The organism is Streptomyces sp. NPDC028907 (assembly GCF_055564995.1).
Genome location: NZ_JBVHVE010000007.1, coordinates 381,897 through 394,631 on the forward strand (window position 1 = coordinate 381,897; position 12,735 = coordinate 394,631).

Below are 12,735 nucleotides of genomic sequence, written 5' to 3' on the forward strand. Positions count from 1 at the left end.
AGATGAGCAAGATCCTGATCCGTGGTGCGAAGGTGCTCGGCGGCGAGCCGCAGGACGTGCTGATCGACGGTGCCGTCATCGAGGCGGTCGGCACGGGGCTCTCCGACGAGGGCGCCCAGGTCGTCGAGGCGGCCGGCAAGGTGCTGCTGCCGGGCCTGGTCGACCTGCACACCCATCTGCGTGAGCCCGGCCGCGAGGACTCCGAGACCGTGCTGACCGGCACGCGCGCGGCGGCCTCCGGCGGTTACACGTCCGTGTTCGCCATGGCCAACACCTTCCCGGTCGCCGACACCGCCGGCGTCGTCGAGCAGGTCTACCGGCTCGGCCAGGAGCACGGCTACTGCGATGTGCAGCCCATCGGTGCCGTGACCGTCGGCCTGGAGGGCAAGAAGCTCGCCGAGCTGGGTGCCATGCACGAGTCGGCCGCCGGGGTCACCGTGTTCTCCGACGACGGCAAGTGCGTCGACGACGCCGTGATGATGCGCCGGGCTCTGGAGTACGTGAAGGCCTTCGGCGGTGTCGTCGCCCAGCACGCGCAGGAGCCGCGGCTGACCGAGGGCGCCCAGATGAACGAGGGCGTCGTCTCCGCCGAGCTGGGGCTCGGGGGCTGGCCCGCGGTGGCCGAAGAATCGATCATCGCCCGGGATGTCCTGCTCGCCGAGCACGTCGGCTCCCGCGTCCACATCTGCCACCTCTCGACCGCAGGGTCCGTCGAGATCGTGCGCTGGGCCAAGTCCCGCGGCATCGACGTGACCGCCGAGGTCACCCCGCACCACCTGCTCCTCACCGACGAGCTGGCGCGTACGTACAACCCGGTCTACAAGGTGAACCCGCCGCTGCGCACCGAGCGTGACGTGCTGGCCCTGCGCGAGGCCCTCGCCGACGGCACGATCGACATCGTCGCCACCGACCACGCCCCGCACCCGCACGAGGACAAGGACTGCGAGTGGGCCGCGGCCGCCATGGGGATGGTGGGTCTGGAGACCGCGTTGTCGGTGGTGCAGGAGACCATGGTGGACACCGGGCTCCTCACCTGGGCCGGGGTCGCCGAGCGTATGTCCTTCAAGCCCGCCGAGATCGGGCAGGCCAAGGGGCACGGACGGCCCGTCTCGGCTGGTGAGCCCGCCAACCTCACGCTCGTCGACACGGAATACCGTGGGTCCGTGGACCCCGAGGGCTTCGCCTCGCGCAGCCGCAACACTCCGTACGAGGGGCGTGAGCTGCCGGGCCGTGTGACCCACACGTGGCTCCGGGGCAAGGCCACGCTCGTCGACGGGAAGCTCACGTGACACCTGCAACACTGCTCGCAGCCGGCACCGGACTCGCGGCCGAACAGAAGTCGGCCGAAGTGACCGACTGGGCCGCCCGCGTCGGCTGGGTCGTCGGACTCGCCCTCTTCGTCGCGCTCGTCTACTGGCTGATGCGCGAGGGCTGGAAGTGGCGCGGCACGCTCCAGGGCGACCTGCCCGAGCTGCCCAGCGCGCCGGACGACCCCGGCCCGGCCAGACTGAGCATGAGCGGCCGCTACCACGGCTCGACCACGGCAGGTCAGTGGCTGGACCGCATCGTGGCGCACGGCCTCGGCACCCGCAGCCGGGTCGAGCTCACCCTGACGGACGCGGGACTGGACGTCGTACGCCCCGGGGCGGCCGACTTCTTCGTCCCGGCCGACCGACTGCGCGAGGCCCGGCTCGACAAGGGCATCGCCGGCAAGGTCCTGACCGAGGGCGGACTGCTCGTCGTGACCTGGGCGCACGGCGACCGGCTGATCGACTCAGGGTTCCGCTCGGACCACGCGGCGGAGCACAACGAGTGGGTCGACGTCATTAACTCCATGATCAACACCAACAGCACGGAAGGCGCCGAACGATGACGACCTCCACAAGGGGAGCCCACAAGGTTCCCGCGGTACTCGTCCTGGAGGACGGCCGGATCTTCCGCGGCCGCGCCTACGGGGCCGTGGGGGTGACCTTCGGCGAGGCCGTGTTCTCCACCGGGATGACCGGCTACCAGGAGACCCTGACCGACCCGTCGTACCACCGCCAGGTCGTCGTGATGACCGCCCCGCACGTCGGCAACACCGGCGTCAACGACGAGGACCCGGAGAGCAAGCAGATCTGGGTCGCCGGGTACGTCGTGCGCGACCCCGCGCGCGTACCGTCCAACTGGCGCTCCCGGCGCTCGCTGGACGACGAGCTGCGCCACCAGGGCGTCGTCGGGATCTCCGGCATCGACACCCGCGCGTTGACCCGCCATCTGCGCGAGCGCGGCGCGATGCGCGTCGGCATCTTCTCCGGCAACGCGCTGCCCGACGAGGGCACCATGCTCGCCGAGGTCCGCCAGGCCCCCGAGATGAAGGGAGCCGACCTCTCCGCCGAGGTCGCGACCAAGGAGGCGTACGTCGTCCCGGCGATCGGCGCGAAGAAGTTCACCGTCGCCGCCGTCGACCTCGGCATCAAGGGCATGACCCCGCACCGGATGGCCGAGCGCGGCATCGAGGTGCACGTGCTGCCCGCGACCGCGAGCGTCGAGGACGTCTACGCGGTGAACCCGGACGGCGTGTTCTTCTCCAACGGCCCCGGCGACCCCGCCACCGCCGACCACCCGGTCTCCGTCATGCAGGCGGTCCTGGAGCGCGGCACCCCGCTGTTCGGTATCTGCTTCGGCAACCAGATCCTGGGGCGGGCGCTGGGCTTCGGCACGTACAAGCTCAAGTACGGCCACCGGGGAATCAACCAGCCCGTGCAGGACCGTACGACCGGCAAGGTCGAGGTCACCGCGCACAACCACGGCTTCGCCGTCGACGCACCGACCGACAAGGTCTCCGACACCCCCTTCGGCCGCGCCGAGGTCTCCCACGTCTGCCTGAACGACAACGTGGTGGAGGGGCTCCAGCTCCTCGACCGGCCGGCCTTCAGCGTCCAGTACCACCCCGAAGCGGCAGCGGGCCCGCACGACGCCGCCTACCTGTTCGACCGCTTCGTATCCCTGATGGAGGGCCAGCGTGCCTAAGCGCACCGATATCCAGTCCGTCCTGGTCATCGGCTCCGGCCCGATCGTCATCGGCCAGGCCGCCGAGTTCGACTACTCCGGCACCCAGGCGTGCCGCATCCTGCGCGCCGAGGGCCTGCGGGTCATCCTCGTGAACTCCAACCCGGCGACGATCATGACCGACCCGGAGATCGCCGACGCCACCTACGTCGAGCCGATCACCCCGGAGTTCGTCGAGAAGATCATCGCCAAGGAACGCCCGGACGCGCTCCTGCCGACCCTCGGCGGTCAGACGGCCCTCAACACGGCCATCTCGCTGCACGAGGCGGGCACGCTGGAGAAGTACGGCGTCGAGCTGATCGGCGCCAACGTCGAGGCCATCAACAAGGGCGAGGACCGCGACCTCTTCAAGGAGGTCGTCGAGGCCGTCCGCGGCAAGATCGGCCACGGCGAGTCCGCCCGCTCGGTCATCTGCCACTCCATGGAGGACGTCCTCGCGGGCGTCGAGACCCTCGGCGGCTACCCCGTCGTCGTCCGCCCCTCCTTCACCATGGGCGGCGCCGGCTCCGGCTTCGCGCACGACGAGGAGGAGCTGCGCCGCATCGCCGGCCAGGGCCTCACCCTCTCGCCGACCACCGAGGTGCTCCTGGAGGAGTCCATCCTCGGCTGGAAGGAGTACGAGCTGGAGCTGATGCGCGACAAGCACGACAACGTCGTGGTCGTCTGCTCCATCGAGAACTTCGACCCCATGGGCGTGCACACCGGTGACTCGATCACCGTCGCGCCCGCGATGACGCTCACCGACCGCGAGTACCAGGTCCTGCGCGACATCGGCATCGCCGTCATCCGCGAGGTCGGCGTCGACACCGGTGGCTGCAACATCCAGTTCGCGGTGAACCCCGAGGACGGTCGCGTGATCGTCATCGAGATGAACCCGCGCGTGTCGCGGTCCTCGGCGCTCGCCTCCAAGGCGACCGGCTTCCCGATCGCCAAGATCGCCGCCAAGCTGGCCGTCGGCTACACGCTCGACGAGATCCCGAACGACATCACGCAGGAGACCCCGGCCTCCTTCGAGCCGACGCTCGACTACGTGGTCGTGAAGGCGCCGCGCTTCGCCTTCGAGAAGTTCCCGAGCGCCGACTCCACCCTCACGACCACCATGAAGTCGGTCGGCGAGGCCATGGCCATCGGCCGCAACTTCACCGAGGCCTTCCAGAAGGCCCTGCGCTCGCTGGAGAAGAAGGGCAGCCAGTTCACCTTCGTCGGCGAGCCCGGCGACAAGGCCGAGCTGCTGCGCGAGGCCGTACGGCCCACCGACGGCCGTATCAACGCCGTCATGCAGGCCATCCGCGCGGGTGCCACGCAGGAGGAGGTCTTCGAGTACACGAAGATCGACCCCTGGTTCGTCGACCAGCTCTTCCTCATCAAGGAGATCGCCGACGAGCTCGCCGAGGCGCCGGAGCTCACCCCCGAGCTGCTCGCCGAGGCCAAGCGGCACGGCTTCTCCGACCAGCAGATCGGCGAGATCCGCGGCCTGCGCGAGGACGTCGTACGCGAGGTCCGGCACGCGCTGGGCATCCGCCCGGTCTACAAGACGGTCGACACCTGCGCCGCCGAGTTCGCCGCGAAGACGCCGTACTTCTACTCGTCCTACGACGAGGAGACCGAGGTCGCGCCGCGCGAGAAGCCCGCGGTCATCATCCTGGGCTCCGGCCCCAACCGCATCGGCCAGGGCATCGAGTTCGACTACTCCTGCGTCCACGCCTCCTTCGCGCTGAGCGACGCCGGGTACGAGACCGTGATGGTCAACTGCAACCCGGAGACCGTCTCCACCGACTACGACACCTCCGACCGCCTGTACTTCGAGCCGCTGACGCTGGAGGACGTGCTGGAGATCGTCCACGCCGAGCAGCAGGCCGGTCCGGTGGCGGGCGTCGTCGTTCAGCTGGGCGGCCAGACCCCGCTGGGTCTGTCGCAGGCACTGAAGGACAACGGCGTGCCGATCGTCGGTACGTCACCGGAGGCCATCCACGCCGCCGAGGACCGGGGCGCCTTCGGGCGTGTCCTCTCGGAGGCGGGCCTGCCGGCCCCCAAGCACGGCACCGCGACCACCTTCGCGGGCGCCAAGGCCATCGCGGACGAGATCGGCTACCCGGTCCTCGTGCGGCCGTCGTACGTCCTCGGCGGACGCGGCATGGAGATCGTCTACGACGAGACCCGGCTGGAGTCCTACATCGCCGAGTCGACCGAGATCAGCCCCTCGCGGCCGGTCCTCGTCGACCGGTTCCTGGACGACGCGATCGAGATCGACGTCGACGCGCTCTACGACGGCACCGAGCTCTACCTCGGCGGCGTCATGGAGCACATCGAGGAGGCCGGCATCCACTCCGGCGACTCCGCGTGCGCGCTGCCGCCGATCACCCTGGGCGGCTTCGACATCAAGCGCCTGCGGGCCTCCACCGAGGCCATCGCCAAGGGCGTCGGCGTCCGCGGCCTGATCAACATCCAGTTCGCGATGGCCGGCGACATCCTGTACGTCCTGGAGGCCAACCCGCGCGCGTCCCGCACCGTCCCCTTCACTTCGAAGGCGACCGCGGTGCCGCTGGCCAAGGCCGCCGCCCGGATCTCGCTGGGCGCGACCATCGCCGAACTGCGCGCCGAGGGCCTCCTCCCGGCGAACGGCGACGGCGGCGAGCTCCCGTTCGACGCGCCGATCTCCGTCAAGGAGGCCGTCATGCCGTGGTCGCGCTTCCGCGACATCCACGGCCGCGGCGTCGACACCGTCCTCGGCCCGGAGATGCGCTCCACCGGCGAGGTCATGGGCATCGACTCCGTCTTCGGCACGGCGTACGCCAAGTCGCAGGCGGGCGCCTACGGTCCGCTGCCGACGAAGGGCCGCGCGTTCATCTCGGTCGCGAACCGTGACAAGCGCTCGATGATCTTCCCGGCGCGCGAGCTGGTCGCGCACGGCTTCGAACTGCTCGCCACCTCCGGCACGGCCGAGGTCCTCAAGCGCAACGGCATCAACGCCACCGTCGTGCGCAAGCAGTCCGAGGGCACCGGCCCGAACGGCGAAAAGACCATCGTCCAGCTCATCCACGACGGCGAGGTCGACCTCATCGTCAACACCCCGTACGGCACCGGCGGCCGCCTCGACGGCTACGACATCCGTACGGCGGCCGTGGCGCGGTCGGTCCCGTGCCTGACGACGGTCCAGGCGCTCGCCGCCGCCGTCCAGGGCATCGACGCCCTCAACCACGGTGACGTGGGCGTCCGTTCGCTCCAGGAACACGCGGAACACCTGACCGCGGCCCGCGACTAGCAGCCCTGAGGGGGACACCGGAAACGGTGTCCCCCTCTTCGTGAGGGAACCATGTACAAGATCTTCTTCAATCTCGTCTTCAAGCGGATGGACCCGGAGCAGGCCCACTACCTGGCCTTCCGCTGGATCCGGCTCGCCGTCCGCATCCCCGTGCTACGCACGTTCGTCGCCGCCGCCCTCGCGCCCCGGTTCAAGGAACTGCGCACCGAGGCCTTCGGGCTGCGTATGCACGGCCCGTTCGGGCTCGCCGCCGGCTTCGACAAGAACGCGGTCGCGATCGACGGCATGTCGATGCTGGGCTTCGACCACGTCGAGATCGGCACGGTCACGGGGGAGGCCCAGCCGGGCAACCCCAAGAAGCGGCTGTTCCGCCTCGTGAAGGACCGGGCGCTGATCAACCGCATGGGCTTCAACAACGAGGGCTCGCTGGCCGTGGCGGCCCGCCTGGCGTCCCGTGAGCCGGTCTTCAGGACCGTCGTGGGCGTCAACATCGGCAAGACCAAGGTCGTCCCGGAGGCGGAGGCCGCCGGCGACTACGTGAAGTCCACGGAGCGGCTGGCGCCGTACGCCGACTACCTGGTGGTCAACGTCTCCTCGCCCAACACGCCCGGCCTACGCAACCTTCAGGCCACGGAGTCGCTGCGCCCGCTGCTGACCGCCGTTCGCGAGGCCGCCGACCGTACGGTGACCAGCCGTCGCGTGCCGCTGCTGGTGAAGATCGCGCCGGACCTCGCCGACGAGGACGTCGACGCGGTCGCCGACCTGGCCGTGGAGCTCGGTCTGGACGGGATCATCGCCACGAACACCACCATCGCGCGCGAGGGACTCGGTTTGAAATCCGAACTCTCGCTGGTCGAGGAGGTCGGTGGCCTCTCCGGCGCACCCCTGAAGGCACGCTCCCTGGAAGTGCTGCGGCGCCTGTACGCGCGCGTGGGCGACCGGATCACCCTCGTGGGCGTCGGGGGCATCGAGAACGCCGAGGACGCCTGGCAGCGCATCCTGGCCGGCGCGACGCTGGTACAGGGCTACAGCGCCTTCATCTACGAAGGGCCCTTCTGGGGCCGTGCCATCCACAAGGGGCTCGCCGCCCGCCTGCGGACCAGCCCGTACCCCACTCTCGCCGACGCCGTCGGCGCCGACGTAAGGAAGGCAAAGGAAGCCGCATGACTGTCCTGGAACCCTTCGGTGCACGCCTTCGCCGCGCGATGGACGAGCGTGGCCCCCTGTGTGTCGGCATCGACCCGCACGCGTCCCTGCTCTCCGAGTGGGGCCTGAACGACGACGTGGCCGGCCTGGAGCGGTTCAGCCGCACGGTCGTCGAGGCGATGGCCGACCGGGTCGCCGTGCTCAAGCCGCAGAGCGCGTTCTTCGAGCGCTTCGGCTCGCGCGGCGTCGCGGTCCTGGAGAAGTCGGTGGAGGAGGCGCGGGCGGCGGGTGCGCTGGTGGTGATGGACGCCAAGCGCGGCGACATCGGCTCGACCATGGCCGCGTACGCCGAGTCCTTCCTCCACAAGGACTCGCCCCTGTTCTCCGACGCGCTGACCGTCTCGCCCTACCTCGGCTACGGCTCGCTCTCGCCCGCCGTCGCGCTCGCCCGGGAGAGCGGCACGGGCCTGTTCGTGCTCGCGCTGACCTCGAACCCGGAGGGCGGCGAGGTCCAACACGCGGTCCGCGCGGACGGCCGCACCGTCGGCGCGACGATGCTGGCGCACCTGGCGGCCGAGAACGTCGGCGAGGAGCCACTGGGCTCCTTCGGGGCGGTCGTCGGCGCCACGCTCGGCGACCTGTCGTCGTACGAGCTCGACATCAACGGTCCGCTGCTCGCCCCCGGCATCGGGGCCCAGGGGGCCACGCCGGCGGATCTTCCCCGGGTCTTCGGCGCCGCCGCGCGAAACGTCGTACCGAACGTGAGCCGGGGCGTGCTGCGGCACGGCCCCGACGTCGTCGCGCTGCGTGACGCCGCGTCACGCTTCGCCGAGGAGGTCAGCGCCGCTGTGTCGGGTGCCTGACTGCCGTCAGGGGCGTTCGAGCCGCTCGCGAATCCTCCGATGAGTGCTTCGACGAGCGGCTCCGAGCCGACTTGAGTCTGAATACATCCTCAAATCCAGGGCATTATGTCCTAAATGTCCGGCCTGACGGAGGCTGACCAGGACTTTTCCGCTGTTCTCGCTGACTCTGGCGGACTTGGCCGCTAGTCTCCGACGAGAGTCAACGGGCAAGCGTGTTGCTCGTGGCTCCCCAGGTGTGGGGCGACTAGGTTCCTCACCGGTCCGTATCCGACAGTTCAACATCCGAGGTGACGTAGGCGTGGCTCTTCCGCCCCTTACCCCTGAACAGCGCGCAGCCGCGCTCGAAAAGGCCGCCGCGGCTCGCCGGGAGCGGGCCGAGGTCAAGAATCGACTCAAGCACTCCGGCGCCTCCCTTCACGAGGTCATCAAGCAGGGCCAGGAGAACGACGTCATCGGCAAGATGAAGGTCTCCGCCCTGCTCGAGTCCCTGCCGGGCGTGGGCAAGGTCCGCGCCAAGCAGATCATGGAGCGACTCGGCATCTCCGAGAGCCGTCGCGTGCGTGGCCTCGGCTCGAACCAGATCGCTTCCCTGGAGCGCGAGTTCGGCAGCACCGGCTCCTGATCCGGTCACTCCGGACCGGGAGTCCCGGGCACTCCGGGATTGCTGGAATAATCGCTGCATGAGTGAACGTCCGCGGCTGACCGTGCTCTCCGGCCCCTCCGGGGTCGGCAAGAGCACGGTCGTCGCCCATATGCGCAAGGAACACCCCGAGGTCTGGCTCTCGGTGTCGGCGACGACCCGCAAGCCCCGTCCCGGCGAGCGGCACGGAGTCCACTACTTCTTCGTCACCGACGACGAGATGGACAAGCTGATCGCCAACGGTGAGCTGCTGGAGTGGGCCGAGTTCGCCGGCAACCGCTACGGCACGCCGCGTGCGGCAGTGCAGGAGCGGCTGGAGGCGGGCGAGCCCGTGCTCCTGGAGATCGACCTCCAGGGTGCCCGGCAGGTCCGCGAGTCCATGGCAGAGGCCCAGCTCGTGTTCCTGGCCCCTCCCTCCTGGGAGGAGCTCGTGCGCAGACTCACCGGACGTGGCACCGAGCCGCCCGAGGTGATCGAACGCCGGCTGGACGCGGCGAAGGTCGAGCTGGCGGCCGAGCCGGAGTTCGATGTGACCTTGGTCAACACCTCCGTCGAGGACGTGGCGCGCGAGCTGCTAGCCTTGATGGACGTTGTGTGATCGTGCCTGATCGTTTACAGGCTTGATCATTCACACTGAATCTTTCCCATCCATCGGAAGGTAGAGCGTGTCCTCTTCCATCTCCGCGCCCGAGGGCATCATCAACCCGCCGATCGACGAGCTCCTCGAGGCCACCGACTCGAAGTACAGCCTCGTGATCTACGCGGCCAAGCGTGCCCGCCAGATCAACGCGTACTACTCGCAGCTCGGCGAGGGCCTCCTCGAATACGTCGGTCCGCTCGTCGACACCCACGTGCACGAGAAGCCGCTCTCGATCGCCCTGCGGGAGATCAACGCGGGTCTGCTGACGTCCGAGGCCGTCGAGGGCCCGGCGCAGTAAGTAGTATTTTCAGCTTTGAGCTGGCTTATCCACAGGCCCGGCAGTCGACTGTCGGGCCTGTGGTGTGTCATGGAAGTCGTCGGTTCAGCGAGACGAGTGGGAGGCCCGGTGGACAAGCCCAAGGTCGTACTGGGGGTCAGCGGCGGCATCGCCGCGTACAAGGCCTGTGAGCTGCTGCGCAGGCTCACCGAGTCCGGGCATGACGTCCGGGTGGTGCCCACCGACTCCGCGCTGCACTTCGTCGGCGCCGCCACCTGGTCCGCCCTGTCCGGCCACCCCGTCTCGACGGAGGTCTGGGACGACGTCCACGAGGTCCCGCACGTCCGCATCGGTCAGCAGGCCGACCTGGTGGTCGTCGCTCCGGCCACGGCCGACACGCTCGCCAAGGCCGCCCACGGCCTCGCCGACGACCTGCTGACCAACACCCTGCTCACCGCACGCTGCCCGGTCCTCTTCGCCCCCGCCATGCACACCGAGATGTGGGAGCACCCGGCCACCCAGGAGAACGTGGCGACGTTGCGCCGCCGGGGCGCGGTTGTCATCGAGCCCGCCGTCGGCCGCCTCACCGGCGTCGACACCGGCAAGGGCCGACTGCCCGACCCCGCGGAGATCTTCGAGGTCTGCCGCCGTGTGCTGGCCCGCGGCGGCGCCGAGCCCGACCTCAAGGGGCGGCACGTCGTCGTCAGCGCCGGCGGCACCCGCGAGCCCCTCGACCCGGTCCGCTTCCTCGGCAACCGCTCCTCCGGCAAGCAGGGCTACGCCCTCGCCCGCACCGCCGCCGCCCGGGGCGCCCGGGTCACGCTGATCGCCGCCAACACCGGCATGCCCGACCCGGCCGGCGTGGACGTCGTCCGGGTCGGCACGGCGGTGCAAATGCGCGAGGCGGTCCTCAAGGCGGCGCCTGACGCCGACGCCGTGGTCATGGCGGCGGCGGTCGCGGACTTCCGCCCGGCGACGTACGCCGCCGGAAAGATCAAGAAGCAGGACGGCCAGGAACCCGAGCCCATCGTGCTGGTGCGGAATCCGGACATCCTCGCGGAGATCTCGACCGACCGCGCCCGCCCCGGCCAGGTCGTCGTCGGCTTCGCCGCCGAGACGGACGACGTCCTGGCCAACGGCCGTAAGAAGCTGGAGCGCAAGGGATGCGACCTCCTCGTGGTGAACGAGGTGGGCGAGCGCAAGACCTTCGGCTCCGAGGAGAACGAGGCGGTCGTCCTGGGCGCCGACGGCACCGAGACACCGGTGCCGTACGGTCCCAAGGAGGCCCTGGCCGAAACCGTATGGGACCTGGTGGCACGCCGACTGGACTCAAATGTTTGATGCGTTGTCGGCATCCCGCGAGCCTCACTCGATTCGGGTGTGGCGCCCCTGGCCAAGGGCGCGTGGGATTGGGCAGAATGCCCGTGCCGCAGGTCACAGCGCTCCCGAGAGGCGAGACAGGGGGTCGGTGGCCGAGCACGACAGATAAACTGTCCTCGGACGACGCCGGGCGCAGCCCCCGTCCCGTCCGCCAATGATCAGCCAGCAGCCGCTGCAACCACAGGGAGCGTTGTGTCCCGTCGCCTGTTCACCTCGGAGTCCGTGACCGAGGGCCACCCCGACAAGATCGCTGACCAGATCAGCGACACCATTCTCGACGCGCTTCTGCGTGAGGACCCCACGTCCCGCGTCGCCGTCGAGACCCTGATCACGACCGGTCTGGTGCACGTGGCCGGAGAGGTCACGACCAAGACGTACGCGGACATCGCGACGCTGGTCCGCAACAAGGTCCTCGAGATCGGCTACGACTCCTCGAAGAAGGGCTTCGACGGCGCATCCTGCGGTGTCTCGGTCTCGATCGGCTCGCAGTCGCCGGACATCGCGCAGGGCGTGGACACCGCGTACGAGACGCGCGTCGAGGGCGACGAGGACGAGCTGGACCGCCAGGGCGCCGGTGACCAGGGCCTGATGTTCGGCTACGCGACGGACGAGACGCCGACGCTGATGCCGCTGCCGATCTTCCTGGCCCACCGCCTGTCCAAGCGCCTGTCCGAGGTCCGCAAGAACGGCACCATCCCCTACCTGCGCCCCGACGGCAAGACGCAGGTCACCATCGAGTACGACGGTGACAAGGCGGTCCGCCTCGACACGGTCGTGGTCTCCTCGCAGCACGCGAGCGACATCGACCTCGACTCCCTGCTCGCCCCCGACATCCGCGAGTTCGTGGTCGAGCCGGAGCTGAAGGCCCTCCTCGACGACGGCATCAAGCTCGACACCGAGAACTACCGTCTCCTGGTCAACCCCACCGGCCGTTTCGAGATCGGCGGCCCGATGGGCGACGCGGGTCTGACCGGCCGGAAGATCATCATCGACACCTACGGCGGCATGGCCCGCCACGGCGGCGGCGCGTTCTCCGGCAAGGACCCGTCCAAGGTGGACCGTTCGGCGGCGTACGCGATGCGCTGGGTCGCCAAGAACGTCGTCGCGGCCGGCCTGGCCTCCCGCTGCGAGGTGCAGGTGGCGTACGCGATCGGCAAGGCCGAGCCGGTCGGTCTGTTCGTCGAGACCTTCGGCACGGCCAAGGTCGACGCCGAGAAGATCGAGAAGGCCATCGACCAGGTCTTCGACCTGCGCCCGGCCGCGATCATCCGCGACCTGGACCTGCTCCGCCCGATCTACGCCCAGACCGCCGCCTACGGTCACTTCGGCCGTGAGCTGCCGGAGTTCACCTGGGAGCGCACGGACCGGGTGGAGGCGCTGCAGAAGGCAGTGGGCCTGTAAGGCGTCCCCCAGCTCGGCGAGAGGCCCGGTCTCCCTGGCGGGAGGCCGGGCCTCGGTGCGTGTGCCGCTGCTGCC

Annotated in this window: 11 protein-coding genes; all 11 read left to right on the forward strand. The window is 69.7% G+C overall.

Going from position 1 to position 12,735, the window contains the following annotated elements:
* Positions 1-2 precede the first annotated feature (2 nt).
* The 11 genes from ACZ4UU_RS23905 to metK all read left to right on the forward strand — a co-directional run bounded on the left by ACZ4UU_RS23905 (position 3) and on the right by metK (position 12,660).
* Entirely contained in the window at positions 3-1,289 is a 1,287-nt protein-coding gene (locus ACZ4UU_RS23905; RefSeq protein WP_471905399.1) for a dihydroorotase, read from the forward strand.
* Positions 1,286-1,873 (forward strand): PH-like domain-containing protein, encoded by a 588-nt coding sequence (locus ACZ4UU_RS23910; protein ID WP_062722562.1) that lies wholly within the window; start codon positions 1,286-1,288, stop codon positions 1,871-1,873. The genes ACZ4UU_RS23905 and ACZ4UU_RS23910 overlap by 4 nt, the downstream gene beginning before the upstream one ends.
* Positions 1,870-3,012 carry a glutamine-hydrolyzing carbamoyl-phosphate synthase small subunit gene (gene carA / locus ACZ4UU_RS23915; protein WP_471905400.1) on the forward strand — a complete coding sequence of 381 codons (1,143 nt, stop codon included), beginning with the start codon at positions 1,870-1,872 and terminating at the stop codon, positions 3,010-3,012. The genes ACZ4UU_RS23910 and carA overlap by 4 nt, the downstream gene beginning before the upstream one ends.
* The gene (gene carB, locus ACZ4UU_RS23920; RefSeq protein WP_471905401.1) at positions 3,005-6,313 is read left to right on the forward strand and encodes a carbamoyl-phosphate synthase large subunit; all 3,309 of its coding nucleotides are present in this window, start codon (positions 3,005-3,007) and stop codon (positions 6,311-6,313) included. The genes carA and carB overlap by 8 nt, the downstream gene beginning before the upstream one ends.
* A 51-nt stretch (positions 6,314-6,364) precedes the next feature.
* Entirely contained in the window at positions 6,365-7,480 is a 1,116-nt protein-coding gene (locus tag ACZ4UU_RS23925) for a quinone-dependent dihydroorotate dehydrogenase (protein WP_471905402.1), read from the forward strand.
* Positions 7,477-8,322, forward strand: coding sequence for an orotidine-5'-phosphate decarboxylase (gene pyrF / locus ACZ4UU_RS23930; RefSeq protein ID WP_471905403.1), 846 nt, complete (start codon positions 7,477-7,479; stop codon positions 8,320-8,322). Before ACZ4UU_RS23925 ends, pyrF begins: the two co-directional genes overlap by 4 nt.
* Before the next feature lie 298 nt (positions 8,323-8,620).
* Positions 8,621-8,944, forward strand: coding sequence for an integration host factor (locus tag ACZ4UU_RS23935; RefSeq protein WP_003977346.1), 324 nt, complete (start codon positions 8,621-8,623; stop codon positions 8,942-8,944).
* Positions 8,945-9,002: 58 nt separating this feature from the next.
* The gene (gene gmk, locus ACZ4UU_RS23940; protein WP_471905404.1) at positions 9,003-9,560 is read left to right on the forward strand and encodes a guanylate kinase; all 558 of its coding nucleotides are present in this window, start codon (positions 9,003-9,005) and stop codon (positions 9,558-9,560) included.
* Between the two features lie 67 nt (positions 9,561-9,627).
* Complete coding sequence (rpoZ, locus tag ACZ4UU_RS23945) at positions 9,628-9,900, forward strand: DNA-directed RNA polymerase subunit omega (protein WP_003988945.1); 273 nt, start codon at positions 9,628-9,630, stop codon at positions 9,898-9,900.
* A gap of 108 nt (positions 9,901-10,008) precedes the next feature.
* Positions 10,009-11,220 (forward strand): bifunctional phosphopantothenoylcysteine decarboxylase/phosphopantothenate--cysteine ligase CoaBC, encoded by a 1,212-nt coding sequence (gene coaBC / locus ACZ4UU_RS23950; protein ID WP_471905405.1) that lies wholly within the window; start codon positions 10,009-10,011, stop codon positions 11,218-11,220.
* A 231-nt stretch (positions 11,221-11,451) separates the two neighbouring features.
* On the forward strand, positions 11,452-12,660 hold the full coding sequence (gene metK / locus ACZ4UU_RS23955; protein WP_471905406.1) for a methionine adenosyltransferase: 1,209 nt from the start codon (positions 11,452-11,454) through the stop codon (positions 12,658-12,660).
* The last annotated feature ends 75 nt before the right edge of the window (positions 12,661-12,735 follow it).

Excerpts from the sequence above, each read along its gene's own strand:
- ACZ4UU_RS23905 (WP_471905399.1), top strand. The coding sequence starts at position 3 with ATGAGCAAGATCCTGATCCGTGGTGCGAAGGTGCTCGGCGGCGAGCCG.
- carA (WP_471905400.1), top strand. The coding sequence starts at position 1,870 with ATGACGACCTCCACAAGGGGAGCCCACAAGGTTCCCGCGGTACTCGTC.
- ACZ4UU_RS23925 (WP_471905402.1), top strand. The coding sequence starts at position 6,365 with ATGTACAAGATCTTCTTCAATCTCGTCTTCAAGCGGATGGACCCGGAG.
- pyrF (WP_471905403.1), top strand. The coding sequence starts at position 7,477 with ATGACTGTCCTGGAACCCTTCGGTGCACGCCTTCGCCGCGCGATGGAC.
- gmk (WP_471905404.1), top strand. The coding sequence starts at position 9,003 with ATGAGTGAACGTCCGCGGCTGACCGTGCTCTCCGGCCCCTCCGGGGTC.